Origin of the sequence: Methylobacter sp. BlB1 (genome assembly GCF_015476545.1) — a bacterium.
Lineage (GTDB): Bacteria > Pseudomonadota > Gammaproteobacteria > Methylococcales > Methylomonadaceae > Methylobacter.
In genome coordinates this window covers 1-12,507 of sequence record NZ_JADMKV010000091.1, presented here as the reverse complement: position 1 = coordinate 12,507, position 12,507 = coordinate 1, and the positions used below count along the sequence as shown (strand labels likewise).

Annotated in this window: 14 protein-coding genes; 5 read left to right on the top strand and 9 right to left on the bottom strand. The window is 52.6% G+C overall.

The genetic code is table 11. From position 1 onward, the window contains the following. Positions 1 to 170: 170 nt before the first annotated feature. Positions 171 to 854: a class I SAM-dependent methyltransferase gene (locus IT781_RS20385; RefSeq protein ID WP_194972009.1), complete on the top strand. Its 684-nt coding sequence runs from the start codon at positions 171 to 173 to the stop codon at positions 852 to 854. Between the two features lie 42 nt (positions 855 to 896). Continuing rightward, the gene (locus IT781_RS20380) at positions 897 to 1,580 is read left to right on the top strand and encodes a type 1 glutamine amidotransferase domain-containing protein (RefSeq protein ID WP_194972008.1); all 684 of its coding nucleotides are present in this window, start codon (positions 897 to 899) and stop codon (positions 1,578 to 1,580) included. A 7-nt stretch (positions 1,581 to 1,587) separates the two neighbouring features. On the opposite strand, the gene IT781_RS20375 is transcribed toward IT781_RS20380, so the two are convergent. From IT781_RS20375 to IT781_RS22675, 3 genes are all read right to left on the bottom strand, one after another. After that, a complete protein-coding gene (locus IT781_RS20375; protein ID WP_194972007.1) occupies positions 1,588 to 3,321 on the bottom strand; it encodes a hypothetical protein in 1,734 nt (577 codons plus the stop codon). A 27-nt stretch (positions 3,322 to 3,348) separates the two neighbouring features. Beyond that, on the bottom strand, positions 3,349 to 4,923 hold the full coding sequence (locus tag IT781_RS20370) for an alkaline phosphatase (RefSeq protein ID WP_194972006.1): 1,575 nt from the start codon (positions 4,921 to 4,923) through the stop codon (positions 3,349 to 3,351). 182 nt (positions 4,924 to 5,105) lie between these two features. After that, the gene (locus IT781_RS22675) at positions 5,106 to 5,228 is read right to left on the bottom strand and encodes a hypothetical protein (RefSeq protein ID WP_255528734.1); all 123 of its coding nucleotides are present in this window, start codon (positions 5,226 to 5,228) and stop codon (positions 5,106 to 5,108) included. A gap of 401 nt (positions 5,229 to 5,629) precedes the next feature. Between IT781_RS22675 and IT781_RS20365 the strand changes: the two genes are divergently transcribed. After that, a complete protein-coding gene (locus tag IT781_RS20365; protein ID WP_194972005.1) occupies positions 5,630 to 6,262 on the top strand; it encodes a VPLPA-CTERM sorting domain-containing protein in 633 nt (210 codons plus the stop codon). A 400-nt stretch (positions 6,263 to 6,662) separates the two neighbouring features. Next, complete coding sequence (locus tag IT781_RS20360; RefSeq protein WP_194972004.1) at positions 6,663 to 7,244, top strand: DUF3365 domain-containing protein; 582 nt, start codon at positions 6,663 to 6,665, stop codon at positions 7,242 to 7,244. A 156-nt stretch (positions 7,245 to 7,400) separates the two neighbouring features. Here IT781_RS20360 and IT781_RS20355 read toward each other — a convergent pair whose 3' ends face one another. Together IT781_RS20355 and IT781_RS20350 are read right to left on the bottom strand one after the other, a co-directional pair. Further along, positions 7,401 to 8,435, bottom strand: a complete 1,035-nt coding sequence (locus tag IT781_RS20355; RefSeq protein WP_194972003.1) for a cytochrome-c peroxidase — start codon at positions 8,433 to 8,435, stop codon at positions 7,401 to 7,403. Between the two features lie 111 nt (positions 8,436 to 8,546). Then, the gene (locus tag IT781_RS20350; protein WP_194972002.1) at positions 8,547 to 9,188 is read right to left on the bottom strand and encodes a hypothetical protein; all 642 of its coding nucleotides are present in this window, start codon (positions 9,186 to 9,188) and stop codon (positions 8,547 to 8,549) included. A 352-nt stretch (positions 9,189 to 9,540) separates the two neighbouring features. On the opposite strand from IT781_RS20350, the gene IT781_RS20345 reads away from it, so the two are divergent. Continuing rightward, positions 9,541 to 9,768 (top strand): (2Fe-2S)-binding protein, encoded by a 228-nt coding sequence (locus tag IT781_RS20345; protein ID WP_228779317.1) that lies wholly within the window; start codon positions 9,541 to 9,543, stop codon positions 9,766 to 9,768. Positions 9,769 to 10,005: 237 nt separating this feature from the next. Here the strand turns inward: IT781_RS20345 and IT781_RS20340 are convergent, their stop codons facing one another. From IT781_RS20340 to IT781_RS20325, 4 genes are all read right to left on the bottom strand, one after another. Continuing rightward, positions 10,006 to 10,296 carry a hypothetical protein gene (locus tag IT781_RS20340; RefSeq protein ID WP_194972000.1) on the bottom strand — a complete coding sequence of 97 codons (291 nt, stop codon included), beginning with the start codon at positions 10,294 to 10,296 and terminating at the stop codon, positions 10,006 to 10,008. 305 nt (positions 10,297 to 10,601) lie between these two features. Next, complete coding sequence (locus IT781_RS20335; protein ID WP_194971999.1) at positions 10,602 to 10,892, bottom strand: hypothetical protein; 291 nt, start codon at positions 10,890 to 10,892, stop codon at positions 10,602 to 10,604. A gap of 1 nt (position 10,893) precedes the next feature. Continuing rightward, positions 10,894 to 11,901: a hypothetical protein gene (locus IT781_RS20330; RefSeq protein ID WP_194971998.1), complete on the bottom strand. Its 1,008-nt coding sequence runs from the start codon at positions 11,899 to 11,901 to the stop codon at positions 10,894 to 10,896. Between the two features lie 55 nt (positions 11,902 to 11,956). Further along, positions 11,957 to 12,507: DUF6861 domain-containing protein (locus IT781_RS20325; protein WP_228779316.1), on the bottom strand; the 551-nt coding region annotated here is incomplete at its 5' end.

Sequence of the window (12,507 nt, the reverse complement as noted above, 5' to 3'; positions counted from 1 at the left end):
ATGCCGGGTTTCCGCTAAAGCTCCAACCCAGCCTACACAGGCTGTTAAAAGCAAGCAATTCGCCTTCGGGTGCGATAAACCCGATCAAATAAAACCGTCGCGCTAGCGACACTTTATTAAACCTCAACTAACTGCGTAGCATCAGTTATTTAATTAAATAAATGACGACAATGGGCTTAATACTGGAAAAAATCGTACCGTGGGGGCGTTCCTATGAAGAATATATCGCCATGTTCGATCTTACGGAGACCGAATTAAAACTTGGCATTCTCGGTTGCGGCGACGGCCCGGCCGGCTTCAATGCGGAACTGACCCGGCGCGGCGGCCGCATCATTTCAATCGATCCGATCTATGCATTTGACGCTGCGCAAATCAAAAACCGCATCCTGGCGACTTATGAAACGATAATGGCGCAAATGCGCAAGAACCAGGCCGACTACATCTGGAAGGCCATCGCTTCGTTTGAAGAGCTCGGGCGCGTCCGCATGTCCGCCATGGACACGTTCCTGTCGGATTACGAAAGCGGCAAAAGTGACGGCCGCTATATTGCCGCGGAATTACCGTCTCTGCCGTTTGCAAACGGCAGCTTCGATATCGCGCTGTCATCGCATTTCCTGTTCCTGTACAGCGACCATTTATCGCCCGAATTTCACCTTCAGGCTTTAAAGGAAATGCTGCGCGTAGCCCGCCAAGTGCGAGTATTTCCATTGCTGACGCTGGCCGGAACCCGCTCACCCCATCTGGAATTCATAATGCAATGCCTTGAAAGCCAAGGCTTTGGCGCAGAGCTCAGGCGCGTTCCTTATGAATTTCAACGGGGCGGCAATGAAATGTTGCTTATCGAACCGGTCTAATGGTTTTAACAATCTGGGCAACCAAACAGCAGGAGGTTTGCTATGAAGATTCTGATTGTACTCACGTCCCATGACCGGCTCGGCGATACGGGCGAAAAGACGGGGTTCTGGCTGGAAGAGTTCGCCGCGCCCTATTACGTGCTGAAGGATGCCGGCGCGACGATCACGCTGGTATCACCCCAAGGCGGCCAGCCGCCGGTTGACCCGAAAAGCGATCTGCCCGAGAACCAGACAGAAGCCACCAGACGGTTTCATGCAGATGCCGCCGCACAGGCCGAACTTGCCCGCACGCAAAAGCTGGCCGACGTGTCGGCGGGCGATTTCGACGCCGTCTTCTTCCCCGGCGGCCACGGCCCGATGTGGGATCTGTGCGACAACGCCGACGCCATCGCACTGATCGAGAATTTCGTGAAGGCCGGCAAGCCCGTCGCGGCAGTCTGCCATGCGCCGATTGCGCTGGTGAATGTGCATGGAAAGAACGGCGAATACCTCGTCAAAGGCAGGCACGTGACCGGGTTTACGAACACTGAAGAAGAGGCAGTAGGTTTGACATCCGTCGTGCCTTGCCTGCTGGAAGACCGGCTGAAAGAGCGGGGCGCCGTTTACGGCAGGGCTGCTGACTGGGCGCCTTATATCGAGGTGGACGGCAAACTCGTGACCGGCCAGAACCCGGCCTCGTCGGAACCTGCCGCGGAAGCGCTGCTGAAGCTGCTTCGTGCGGCTTGAATGACGCCTACTCGGCCGGCTCGATCCGATAGGCTTCCATCATGAATTTGTTCGTGCCCGGCTCATCGGAAGCAATATAAAGCTTATTATCGTGGATAATGGGCATGGACAAGGGACGGCCTGTGCCTTGCATGATGCCTTTGGCTGCCAGCGCGCCGTCTTTCAGGCGCACGCCGTAGATGACGCCATGCCGTTCAATATCGACCACCCAGACATAGGGCTCGCCTTTTTTACCTGACGAAGCGATGGCCGGTAAACTAGGATGACTCCTGAAAGCCTGCACGGCTTCCGGCATTTTCGGATCAGGAAACTGCCAAAGCCGCCTGAATTGCGGCCGGCCGTTTTCGAGCACGATTTTCAGGGCAACCAAACCTGCCGGATGCGTTTTGTCGGAGACAAACGTGGCGATAACGACAACCGGCGCCCGGTCGATATAAGCCATGACCGGCTGCGTGACTATCATGCCTCGCCAAGGCGCTGTACAGCCATCGTCCAATGTGCCGCACAGATCGACGATCTGCAAACGATCGTACTGCATGCCCAGATGGTCTGCGTCAATCAGGTAGACGCCGCCGTCCTTGGCCGGCTGCACCAGCACCGAAGCGCCGTTTTGCAGCTCCGCCTTTATCGGCGCGCTTGAACCCAGATCATAATCCATGCGCGCCAGGCACTCCCAAAAGGTTTTATCGTCGCACTCGCCGCCGTGCGGCCGCAATGGAGCGCTATGATCCGGCAGGCGCGGTATGAACAGATTCTTGCAGGATGCGATGCAGTCCGCGGACGGATTGCCCGGATTGAAATTGGCGCACAACCGGGTATCGCAGCCGGGGTCGAACTGCAGTCCCGGCTTCAAGCGCATCACGGCATTGGCGTAGTCGCGCCGGGCCAGATCCACCTGCCCGTTGCCCGTCGGCGCAAGCAGTTCGAAGCCATCGCCGGTCTGATAAATCTGCGGGCCGGCCGGCGTCCAGATGCCGCCGCCGCAGATCATCTCGGTTGTTCCTCCATAAACCGTCGTGACCGGGCATCCCGCCTCCGGCGTTGTCACCAGCACACTGCTGACTGCCGGCTTCACGCCTTGTTGCTGCCAGGCATCCATGTCGATTTCGAAAATCCAGCCGTGAAAGGGCTGGGCATCGCCTGCATTGCCGAAGGATGCATAAACAAAGCCCAGATCGGCCCCCGGCTTAACCGCATGCTTGACCGCCGCATGCGAATAAGCCGTAGGCGGATTGAATTTTACGGAAGCGGCGCCGTCAGCTGTCGGCAGTTCTGCCGATAAAGTCAGCACCGGAAAATTTTTGTGTACCTGTCGCCGGGACAGATCAATAACGGCGATACGGTGGCTCGTGCGCCGACCTTGTTCAAGACATTGATAAAGCACGACCAGCTTGTCGCCGATCAACGCCGGCGTCGAAGCGATCTCCACCTGCTGGCCATCGGGAACAGGCACTGCAATCTGCCACGCCAGCGCGCCTGTGTCGGCATCCTGAACCGCAACAATGCCGTTCGATGCCGCGACAATCAGCAAAGGCCTGCCTTGAGACATATCCAGTAAAGGCGATGCGAGGATTCTCTCGTCAAAAGCCACTGCGGTACGGGGCTCGGACGGGAAGATGCCGACCAGCTTAAAGGATTCAGGCTTGTCTGAATCACCCCAATAAACAGCGCTATAACTTATAGCCGCCAGGCTCAGGACAGTCACTGCAGCTGCAAAAAAGCGATAAGAATATGCTGTCAATGGTATCTCCTGTAGCGTCGGTTCGGCTCAATACAACGCATCGCTGATCAGTCGGCCTACCTGCGTATGATGTAGAATTCCGGCAAAAGGTTTCATGCCGGCTTCCGGCCCCTGCGCAAACACATAGACCGGGGTACTGGTATGCGTGCCGCTCGCCCAGACCACTTGCTGACTGGCCGCGACAGCGCGCGCCAGCAGGTTTTCGCGATTGTCCTGCTGATAGACGAAAAACGCCCCGTTACTATCCATCCTGGGCACGCGCCTGGAGCCGAGGACGCCATGGCCGGCATGAAAAAACGGATTGTCCTCGGTCGCCAGAATGTCCACGGCTTGAGCCTCGGTAATCTTGAATTCGGTGTAGCGATTGACCAGTTCGGCCAGTTTTGACGGCGTCTGCTGCGGCAAAGGCAAGGCGTCAAACTGTTTAAAAATATCGTGATAACTGAGCTGTTGCGCGTACAGTTTATCGAGCACCTCGGGGCTGCCGAAATTAAAGCCGGGCTGGAACTGGCTGTTTGCGAAGACGGCGCCGGGCAATTTGCGCGGCTGCGGAATGTTCTCGGCCGAATAGCTGAAACCGAAGCCGCCTGTTTCATGATCGGCCGTGACGATGATCAGCGTGTCCTGCCGGTTTGCCGCCCAGTCCAGCACGTAATTCAGCATGTCATTGAAGCGCAGCATTTCATGCAGCAGCAGGCCCGTATCGTTGCGATGCGAGGCCCAGTCGATCTGCCCGGCTTCAATCATGAGAAAGAAGCCGCGTTCATTGTCGTCCAGGATATCCAGCGCCTTGGCCGACATTTCTCGCAGCGTGGGCTGCGCATGGCTCGCATCCTCTCTAAGCCGCGTCTCGGTAATGCCGTCCGGCATGGCGGAGCCGGCGAATAAACCCAGCGTTTTGCCTTTGGCCTGTTGCAGCTGAGCTTTATTGAAAGCCAGCGCATAACCTTGCTGCTCTGCCTGTTTTAACAGGTCTTTGTTGTCCTTGCGTTTCGATTTGACGGCAAGGCCATTGCCGATCAGTTGCAGCCGCGGAGTCGCTCCCTGATGCGGAATCCAGTAATCCAGACCGCCGGACAGCAAGATATCGGCCTGTGCGGCCAGCAGATCTTCGGCGATATCATTTTCCTGGCTGCGGTGCGCCTGATGCGCGGCAAATGCGGCAGGCGTCGCATGCGTCATGCGTGTGTCCGAGACCAGCCCGGTCGCCTTGCCCATACGCCGGGCTTTTTCGATGATGTTTTCCTGGCGATTGCCGTCCTGGTCCAGCCCCAGCATTTCCGGGCCGGCCGGCAGCCCTGTCGCCAGCTGCGTGCCCGATGCGGCCGAATCGGCCACCAGGGCATTGGCCGTATAGGTCATGGAGATGCCCAGCCGGCCATGTTCCATCATGCGGTCTAACGCTGTAATCCGGTCGCCTATCACGCTGTGGGGCGCCTGCCGCGCATACGACAACAGCAAGCCGACCTGCTGCGGGCCCATGCCGTCGCCGATAATCAGAATCACGTTTTTGACCGTCGCCCTCTCCGGCCTGATGTTTTCCGCCGGAGTGCAGCCTGACAGGACAAGGGTTAATAAGCAATAAATCCAGACTTTCAGCATGTGATACTTTGTGGTGCTTGTGCGTTAATTGAGCTAGACAGTGGATAAGGCATTTTTGCTGCAAATAGCATGAAGAAACTCCCGTGTCATTGCCAATTGCTCAATGCGGTCGTATCCATTACGTCCATATAGATAGTTAGCAGTCTTAATAAGATTTTGATGGGTTTCAAAAAAGCATCAGCCTAATTGTGAGCCATAAACTGCTGAGCGATGCTCATAAAGGCTATCAATTGACCGTAAATCAAACCGAAAGCGGCGGCAATGACAAATAGACCGGTAAAAATATCTTTTTGTAACTTATTCATCTGTCTATCCTCGCTCACTGTAAATCCAGACAGAATAATCACTTTACGAGTAAATTCCGTGACAAACAGGTGACAGTTTTATGACAGATTTACAGGACTGCTGAAAAGATGCCCGCTGTGATGCATGGCTGCTCTTACCCTAATATCTCTTATCGTCTGCTCCATTAAATAATAATTACCCTATTTTCAATATTTACTGATTCCTTGTGTTAGATATTGCTTACTGAGGTGGTTGTACAAACTAATTGAATTATGAAATCAATTAGGCAAATAAATTAATGTGAAGCTCGTCACAAAAATAATAGACGAGTATTGACTAAGCTGATATTCTCCTATTCAGCCTACTAAGACCAAAAACAAATAGTGGGGGGTTAAAGTTATTGTTTATTTAGGGCATTATAATGAAGAAGATATTTTGTTCTGTTGTACTCTTTTCGACTCTATTCGGGATAAATGCCACGCAGGCTGCCGTTATTGATTTCGATGTCGACCTAAGTTCCCATTTTGGAAATGGCAATCCTTACCAAGAGGATGGCTTCCAAATATCCAACAGTAAAAATAACCATGATGGCCTCGTGTTCTGGGGTAACGATATAGGTAACTGGTGGTCTCAACATAATGCTGACCCGGGAGGCAATACCCTTAGCCACAATTATGGCGGCTCAACGATGACCCTCACAAAAATCGGCGGAGGTCTGTTTGATTTTAATTCCATTGATTTAGCGGATATCTACAACAACGGGGTAGAAGAAGATGTTCAGTTTAATTTCCTGTTTGGTGATTCTTCAACTCTTCAAACCACTGTTACCCTGGATAATCTGGTAGGTTTGCAAACTTTCACATTTAATCAATTCGGTCTTTCACAGGTTTCCTGGACGCCTCTAACTACACCCGGGCCATTCCTGCAACTGGATAACATCGTTGTTGATGCCTCAGTGTCTCAAGTTCCGATTCCTGCGGCTGTCTGGCTGTTTGGTTCGGGCCTGGTCGGATTGCTGGGTTTTAATCGCAAGCACGCTCAAGCTGCAGCATAACGCTATTGCCGCACCATATACCCGCCTGGCGGGTAATCCGCAGGCGGTTTTTTATGGTCTTCCCTGTCCGCTGAAGCTGGCGACTATCCACAGCCCTTCAATTTGACGCCACCCATGGCCCGTCATCCAGCGGCAGGTCATGACCGACCCAAAGGTGGCTACAATACCGCCAATGCCATTTCCGATAGATATCGACCGAACGCTCGGGCGCTCTTTCTGCATGTTCTCCCAGGCCGTAACGATAACGCATTAAACATCGAATCGAATACGCATAAAAAAAGTGATGAAATACCGGCTGAGCTGTCTAAACGGCTTGTTGAATGAACCGATTGCTTCGTTACGTTCAAGCTGCCGGATTACGTAGGGTTATAACGAATAATTCAATACCAGGAGAAGAAAAATGCCCAAATTCATTGCAAAAAGTGTTTTGATTTTCATCTTTTCGGCGACTTCGTTTGCCGGACCGGCGGATAGCGAAACGGATCAAATGCTGGAGGAAAGCCGCAACATCGCAAAGGAATTCATGCAGACATTGGGCGGCACTTTGAAAAAACAGTTGGAAGCCGGCAACGCGGAAAGCGCGATCGGCATCTGCAAGCGTATCGCGCCGGAGATGGCGGCCGGCTATTCGAAAGACGGCCGGGTGGTCAAGCGCGTCTCCCTGAAGAACCGCAATCCGTTAGTAGGATTGCCGGATGAGTGGGAGCGACAAGTCCTGGAAGATTTCGACAGAGAATTTCACGATGGCAAGCCCGCCGCCGAGATAGAAAAGGTCGCCATCGTTCAGGCGCCTGAGGGGCGCTGGTTCCGGTATATGAAAGCGATACCGACTCAGCCGATGTGCCTGCAATGCCACGGGACGCCGAACGACATACCGGCAGGCGTGAAGGCGGTACTGGCAAAGGAATATCCGGAAGACAAGGCGACCGGTTACAAGGCCGGCGAAATACGCGGCGCCATATCGATCAAGCGGCGCATGTAGTTATAGGCCGCTTGGTGCAGATAATCTTGCCGCCAACAGGATAAGCGCATCAATTGCCGTCGATGCGCATTCTGACACTGGACCAGGCCATTCAATCAAAACAGCCTGGTCATCAAGCCAAGTGATACGGGCGTAATGAATGCCGCTCCCTCAGTATCAGTCAGCCTGGGGTTTCGGGGTTTTGGCGGTAGAAGCGGGAAGCACCGGGTAATGCACGTCAGGCTTCTTGCCGGTGAGACTGTCCAGGAAGGCGACGATGCTGTTTGCCTCCTGGTCAGTAAGAGTGATGCCCAGCTGGGTGTCGCCCATGATTTTGACCGCCTCGTTCAGATCCCATACCGCGCCGTTATGAAAATAGGGGCCGGTTTCGGCGACGTTCCTGAGCAACGGTACCTTGGTCATCCCGCTGGCATCTCCTACGAAATCGCCCAGGCTGGCGTATTTATAGGGTTTGACGGCAGGGAATTTTTGCAGGGAGCCGCCGCCTATGCCCACGCCGTTATGGCACGATGTGCAGCCTTTATCGATGAAGACTTTAAGGCCTTCTTTCTCTTTGGCGTTCAAGGCGTCGTCGTCGCCGTGCATAAAGGCGTCAAACCGGGAGGGGGTGACCAGCGTGCGTTCAAACGCGCCGATCGTTTTACCGATATTTTCCAGCGTCACCGGATTTTGCTGGCCGGGAAAGACCCTCCGGAAGCTATTCACATAATCAGGAATAGAGGAAATGCGCTCTACGGCCAGTCCTGCCGGCATGGCCATTTCCGGACCCGCTTCAATAGGGCCTGTGGCCTGTTCTTCCAGGCTCGGGCTTCGCCCGTCCCAGAACTGCTTGACATTGAAGACCGAGTTATAGACGGTCGGCGAGTTGAGATGATGGGGATTATGCTGCCATTTATGTCCGATGGCCGCCGGGATGCCATCAACACCGCCCATGGCCAGGTTGTGACAGGTGTTGCAGCTGATCAGGCTGCTCTTGGAGAGTCTGGGATCAAAATAGAGCTTTTTGCCCAGCTCAAGCTTATCCTTGTTGATCGGATTGTCGGGGTTGTCGATCAGCTTGAAGAGTTCGGCATGGTTTTGCGGGATAGGCTTAAGGCCCGCGTCGCTTGCTTTCTTAACCAGATCCTCTGCCGCAACGGCATTAACGCTGAGTCCAAAAAGAATTAAGGCTGCGCTCTTGAGTAGTTTCATGGTGCTCTCCCTTGTGTTGAGGTTAAAGTGTTTGATCAATTCTTGCGGCGCTGGTTCAGATGGCAAAATTCGATGAAGCGATCCAGGTCGTCACTCTGACGGCAACTAGGCTTAATGCTTGCGGCCGCCCTCCGGCACGCTGGCGACGATATTCATATGGGTGGCAATATCGACGCCCGGATCGACCAGAATCCGTTCGCCGCCATGCTGAAAGGCAAATCTTTTCAAGGCCTTGAGTTCCAGAAAATAGCCTAGGCAGCTGGCTCCCGGCTCAAGTTCCTCGGGCATCATCGCATTGCAGCGAGGATCAGTGGCAGGGCGCGAATCGGTGCTCTGGTCCGTGATCCAGTGGAAATGCGCATAGCTGCCGGGCTGGGGGATATCGTTGCGGCTGTTTACCAGCCAGACGGGGTGGTCAGCGTTATGGTAGAGAAATGTGGCCTGTCCGGGTTTGCCATGCAGGAACCAGCCGATCACGCAGTCGCGGGAGGGCGTATCCTCATTGCAATGATGCGCCACAGGATAGCCTTCGGACGTGACCTCGCCGGTGAAGACAATATACAGAAAGCCAAGAATTTCGCCGTTATCCAGCAATTGGCTCTGCTGGTGGCTGTCAATATGGTTACCGAACAGAAAGGAGAATGCTGAAGCATGATCGCCCTGCCAGCTCGGCTCAGTGGCCCATGCGAAACCTGAAAACGGATTAAGCATCATAATGATTGCAAAGTACAAGCTTACTCTTTTCGTATACATGGCAGACCTCTTCTCTAGGGTGAAGCACGACCTGTGAGCCCTCCGGTTTATTGGTGCCGGGCTGCTCTTCAGTTGTGCAGGAAATCTGATCGTATGGAGTTTTTTATCTGCTCTATTTTATTGAAAAGGATAAGCCTGAGAACGCAATTTAAGTGTCTGTTGATATCGATGGCCCGTTCTTTCCGGCCGAGAGCGGGGGCACACCAACTATGACTGCCCCATTACAACGCCTTGATCGGTTGGAACCTGTGGCTCGTAGAACACACGAGCCATGCCGCATGATAGAATATAGCTTGGGTTTACAGCACCACCACTAATGGGCCTGCCCCATCCTATGCAATTAATACACGATATGAACGATATTGACTTAAACGATAAAGACTTTATTTGTTACTGCAGCGGCACAACCAAAGAGAAAATCAAGGAGCTAATCGATAAAGGCATCGATGACCTGGACAGCATATCGAAGCTGACCGACGCATGCGCAGGCTGCGGTTCTTGTGAAACGGCTGTGTCGGAATTGATCGCCGAATTTGGTCAGAGTGATGTTCTACAGGCCGATGAGGTTCTTCAAGGTTAGCAATTCTGAGGCTATGGAGCCGTTCGCTGTTTGGTCTATGATGCTGTGTTGAACATGATGAAGCGCATCACTCGCGATTGATGCGTCTCCCTTCGACAGTGCTCAGGACAGGCCTTACGTCGGTAGCATCCTATGAATTTGGCATACCTTATCGCGTAAAGGCTCCGTTTGTTGGTGGATTGCCAAAGCAAATCCACCCTACAATTCATGCTTCATACGGCCATTATAATTCATCCATCATACGACCCTATATGGATCTTCTACCTGAAACGCAATATTCCAAATATCTTTCAATCTTTCAATTAAATCTTCTTCGCTGTCAAAATCTTCGCCAGTGACACTTTCATAATCTTCTACCGAAAAATTAATATTATTAATAGCGTCTCTCAGTTGTGATTTAAAAAGAGAAGCATCATACGCCCAATCATCTTTTAAAAGATCATTAGGTAGTTCGTTCATTTCTTCAGCCCATTCAACATGACAATAGTCATTTAGAATACTTTTCAGAGGTTCGGGAATATTACTCATAATTTTACCTTGGTTCTGGGTACATAGTAGTTAGTTTAATTTGACCACTAGTAATCGATACGGTATCTGATTTTAATAACTGCACCAGTAAAATCAGTAAGCTGCCAACCAGTCGGGCTGTTTTTTGAACCCAATCGCGTAATGCCTTCTAGATGATCTAGATAATTAGCTCCCAAAACTTGCTCCGAAGGAATATCTACTTGAAAACGTCCGTTAGTGAAGTAGGGCGGTTTCGCGCAGTAAACCGCCATTTCAAGCTGTCTGGAACAACTTATGGAAAGCCGCATCCATTGACTTTCTATAACCTAAATGTAGCTGTTACGAGAAAGCCAATTTCTCACGAATAAGCTCTGTTTTCTGATAAGCTCGGGGTCTCCCCTACCAAACGAAACTAACTCATCTATTTCAGAAAAATCAGCAAGAAGGGAGCATATATTTTTCTTCAACCAATCGGGAAGCGTCCCCCAAAGTTCATCTATATTCGATTCATTAAATAAGCCTATGACTATCGATACAACTTCTCCAGAGGTGTAAAGTCCGTTAGCGTGATTTTCAAGTAGCTCTTCTATTTCAATTTTAGTCTGTGAAAAGCTCATCTTACTGACCTCCTCTCATCTTGAAGACAAGTTGATCTGCTATGTCCCAAGCTTGCTCGTGAAGATTTCCAGCAAGACCGCCTTGACGCCTTGTAGCAATTAGTTTGTTTAGTTCTCGAGCTTGCATAGCTCCTCTCTCTGCAAAAATATTTCTCAGTGCATTTAGCTCATGCATTTCATGCGCAATGTGAGCTACTATTGATTCATCACTATTTAAGATATTGGCGTTGAATCTAACAGGAATCTTGCCAGTAGTTTCGTGAAGAAAATCATCCCATTCAACCCAATCATCTGGTTTGTAGTCTCTCAACCGATAAAAATATTCCGCATCTGCGTCCGTTCGAATCCAGTTTTTCATAAACCCGATTGTTATATCGTCACCGATTTCAACACCATATGATCGAGCAAGATCAATCGCTTCCTGTTGAGTTCTAATAACACCACCTGCATTCGAATTATATGGTGCCAATCTTGGGGCTTCTGCTGCTCCACGAATGCGGATATTGTTTAGGACATTTGGACAATTCTTCCCTGTAGATTCACCAAGCGCTGCCCCTTTCTTGTTTGGATCTATATTATCACCAGCAACTTGTTCACCTAAAGCCGCTTTCTCGTTAGAGGCTCTTTCGGCGACAGGTTGACTGTTATTATTGGAAGTTTCCGCGACATCCTCACGCCCCAGCCTTTCCCTCATGGCCTTCAGTTCCGACGGCGTCACTGTCGACGATGATTGAGATGAAATGTTCGGGGCGGTTTTGTCGCTTGCCAGTTTGGGATTTCGTTTCAGATCGTCCCAATTCCTTTCAAGCCAGATAACAAACCCATCCGGCAGTTTGCTTTTCCGCAGCAGCGCGGAGACTTCAGCCAATGTTGCGTCGGCGGCAGCGCGGGCGCCGCCCTTGAGAATGGCCTGGCCTGTCGATGCCGCGGCCTGGCTGGCACTAACCGCGCCGTTCTTGAGCACATACGCCAGAAGACCCTGGAGCATCAGGCGGAATAAAATGCCCACCGCCCGAGCCAGATCTTCAGCCGCCCTATCGGTTTCGAAGGGCGGGAAATGATGTTCAGGCGCATACCAGGCACAGGACGGCGCGCCTGAGAACGCCTGTCAACTCGCCCATGCCCTGGCCGATGGCGGCCGCAAGAAAACCCAATCCCATCCAGGCCAGCAGCGCGGTGCCGGCTTCCAGGCCTAATTCGCCGCCGACTATCGCGCCGGGCGCGGCGCCTACGCCGCCGAGAAAGAAGCCGACGGCCGCGCCGGCACTGGCTCCCGCCATGCCACAAATGCCGAGCGCCGCCAGCATCTGCAGAAGACCCGGCAGTAAACCGTCAATAACCTGATCCAATTGGCAGCCGGTTTCCCGGTAAACCGCCGCAGGCGCCAGGCGCAGAGCCCGGCAATAGACTTCGACGACAGCCTGCACCCGTTCGGTGAGGGCCGGAGCGCGAATCTCCTGCGGCGTCAGGTAGCGTGCCGCCGGCGAGTCGGGATGGGGCAGACCGCGCCAGCCAGAACTGCTGAATTGAAAAGAATCGGCGCTGGTGAAGCAGCCGGGGCCGCCTCCGCCGGCAGGCGCATTGGGATGGCAGCGTTGCTGCTGCCAGGAATCGT

What these genes read in the sequence shown, in the direction of transcription:
- IT781_RS20365 (WP_194972005.1), top strand. Translation starts at nt 5,630, where the DNA reads ATGAAGAAGATATTTTGTTCTGTTGTACTCTTTTCGACTCTATTCGGG.
- IT781_RS20350 (WP_194972002.1), bottom strand. Translation starts at nt 9,188, where the DNA reads ATGTATACGAAAAGAGTAAGCTTGTACTTTGCAATCATTATGATGCTT.
- IT781_RS22675 (WP_255528734.1), bottom strand. Translation starts at nt 5,228, where the DNA reads ATGAATAAGTTACAAAAAGATATTTTTACCGGTCTATTTGTCATTGCC.
- IT781_RS20370 (WP_194972006.1), bottom strand. Translation starts at nt 4,923, where the DNA reads ATGCTGAAAGTCTGGATTTATTGCTTATTAACCCTTGTCCTGTCAGGC.
- IT781_RS20345 (WP_228779317.1), top strand. Translation starts at nt 9,541, where the DNA reads ATGAACGATATTGACTTAAACGATAAAGACTTTATTTGTTACTGCAGC.
- IT781_RS20335 (WP_194971999.1), bottom strand. Translation starts at nt 10,892, where the DNA reads ATGAGCTTTTCACAGACTAAAATTGAAATAGAAGAGCTACTTGAAAAT.
- IT781_RS20385 (WP_194972009.1), top strand. Translation starts at nt 171, where the DNA reads ATGGGCTTAATACTGGAAAAAATCGTACCGTGGGGGCGTTCCTATGAA.
- IT781_RS20340 (WP_194972000.1), bottom strand. Translation starts at nt 10,296, where the DNA reads ATGAGTAATATTCCCGAACCTCTGAAAAGTATTCTAAATGACTATTGT.
- IT781_RS20360 (WP_194972004.1), top strand. Translation starts at nt 6,663, where the DNA reads ATGCCCAAATTCATTGCAAAAAGTGTTTTGATTTTCATCTTTTCGGCG.
- IT781_RS20380 (WP_194972008.1), top strand. Translation starts at nt 897, where the DNA reads ATGAAGATTCTGATTGTACTCACGTCCCATGACCGGCTCGGCGATACG.
- IT781_RS20355 (WP_194972003.1), bottom strand. Translation starts at nt 8,435, where the DNA reads ATGAAACTACTCAAGAGCGCAGCCTTAATTCTTTTTGGACTCAGCGTT.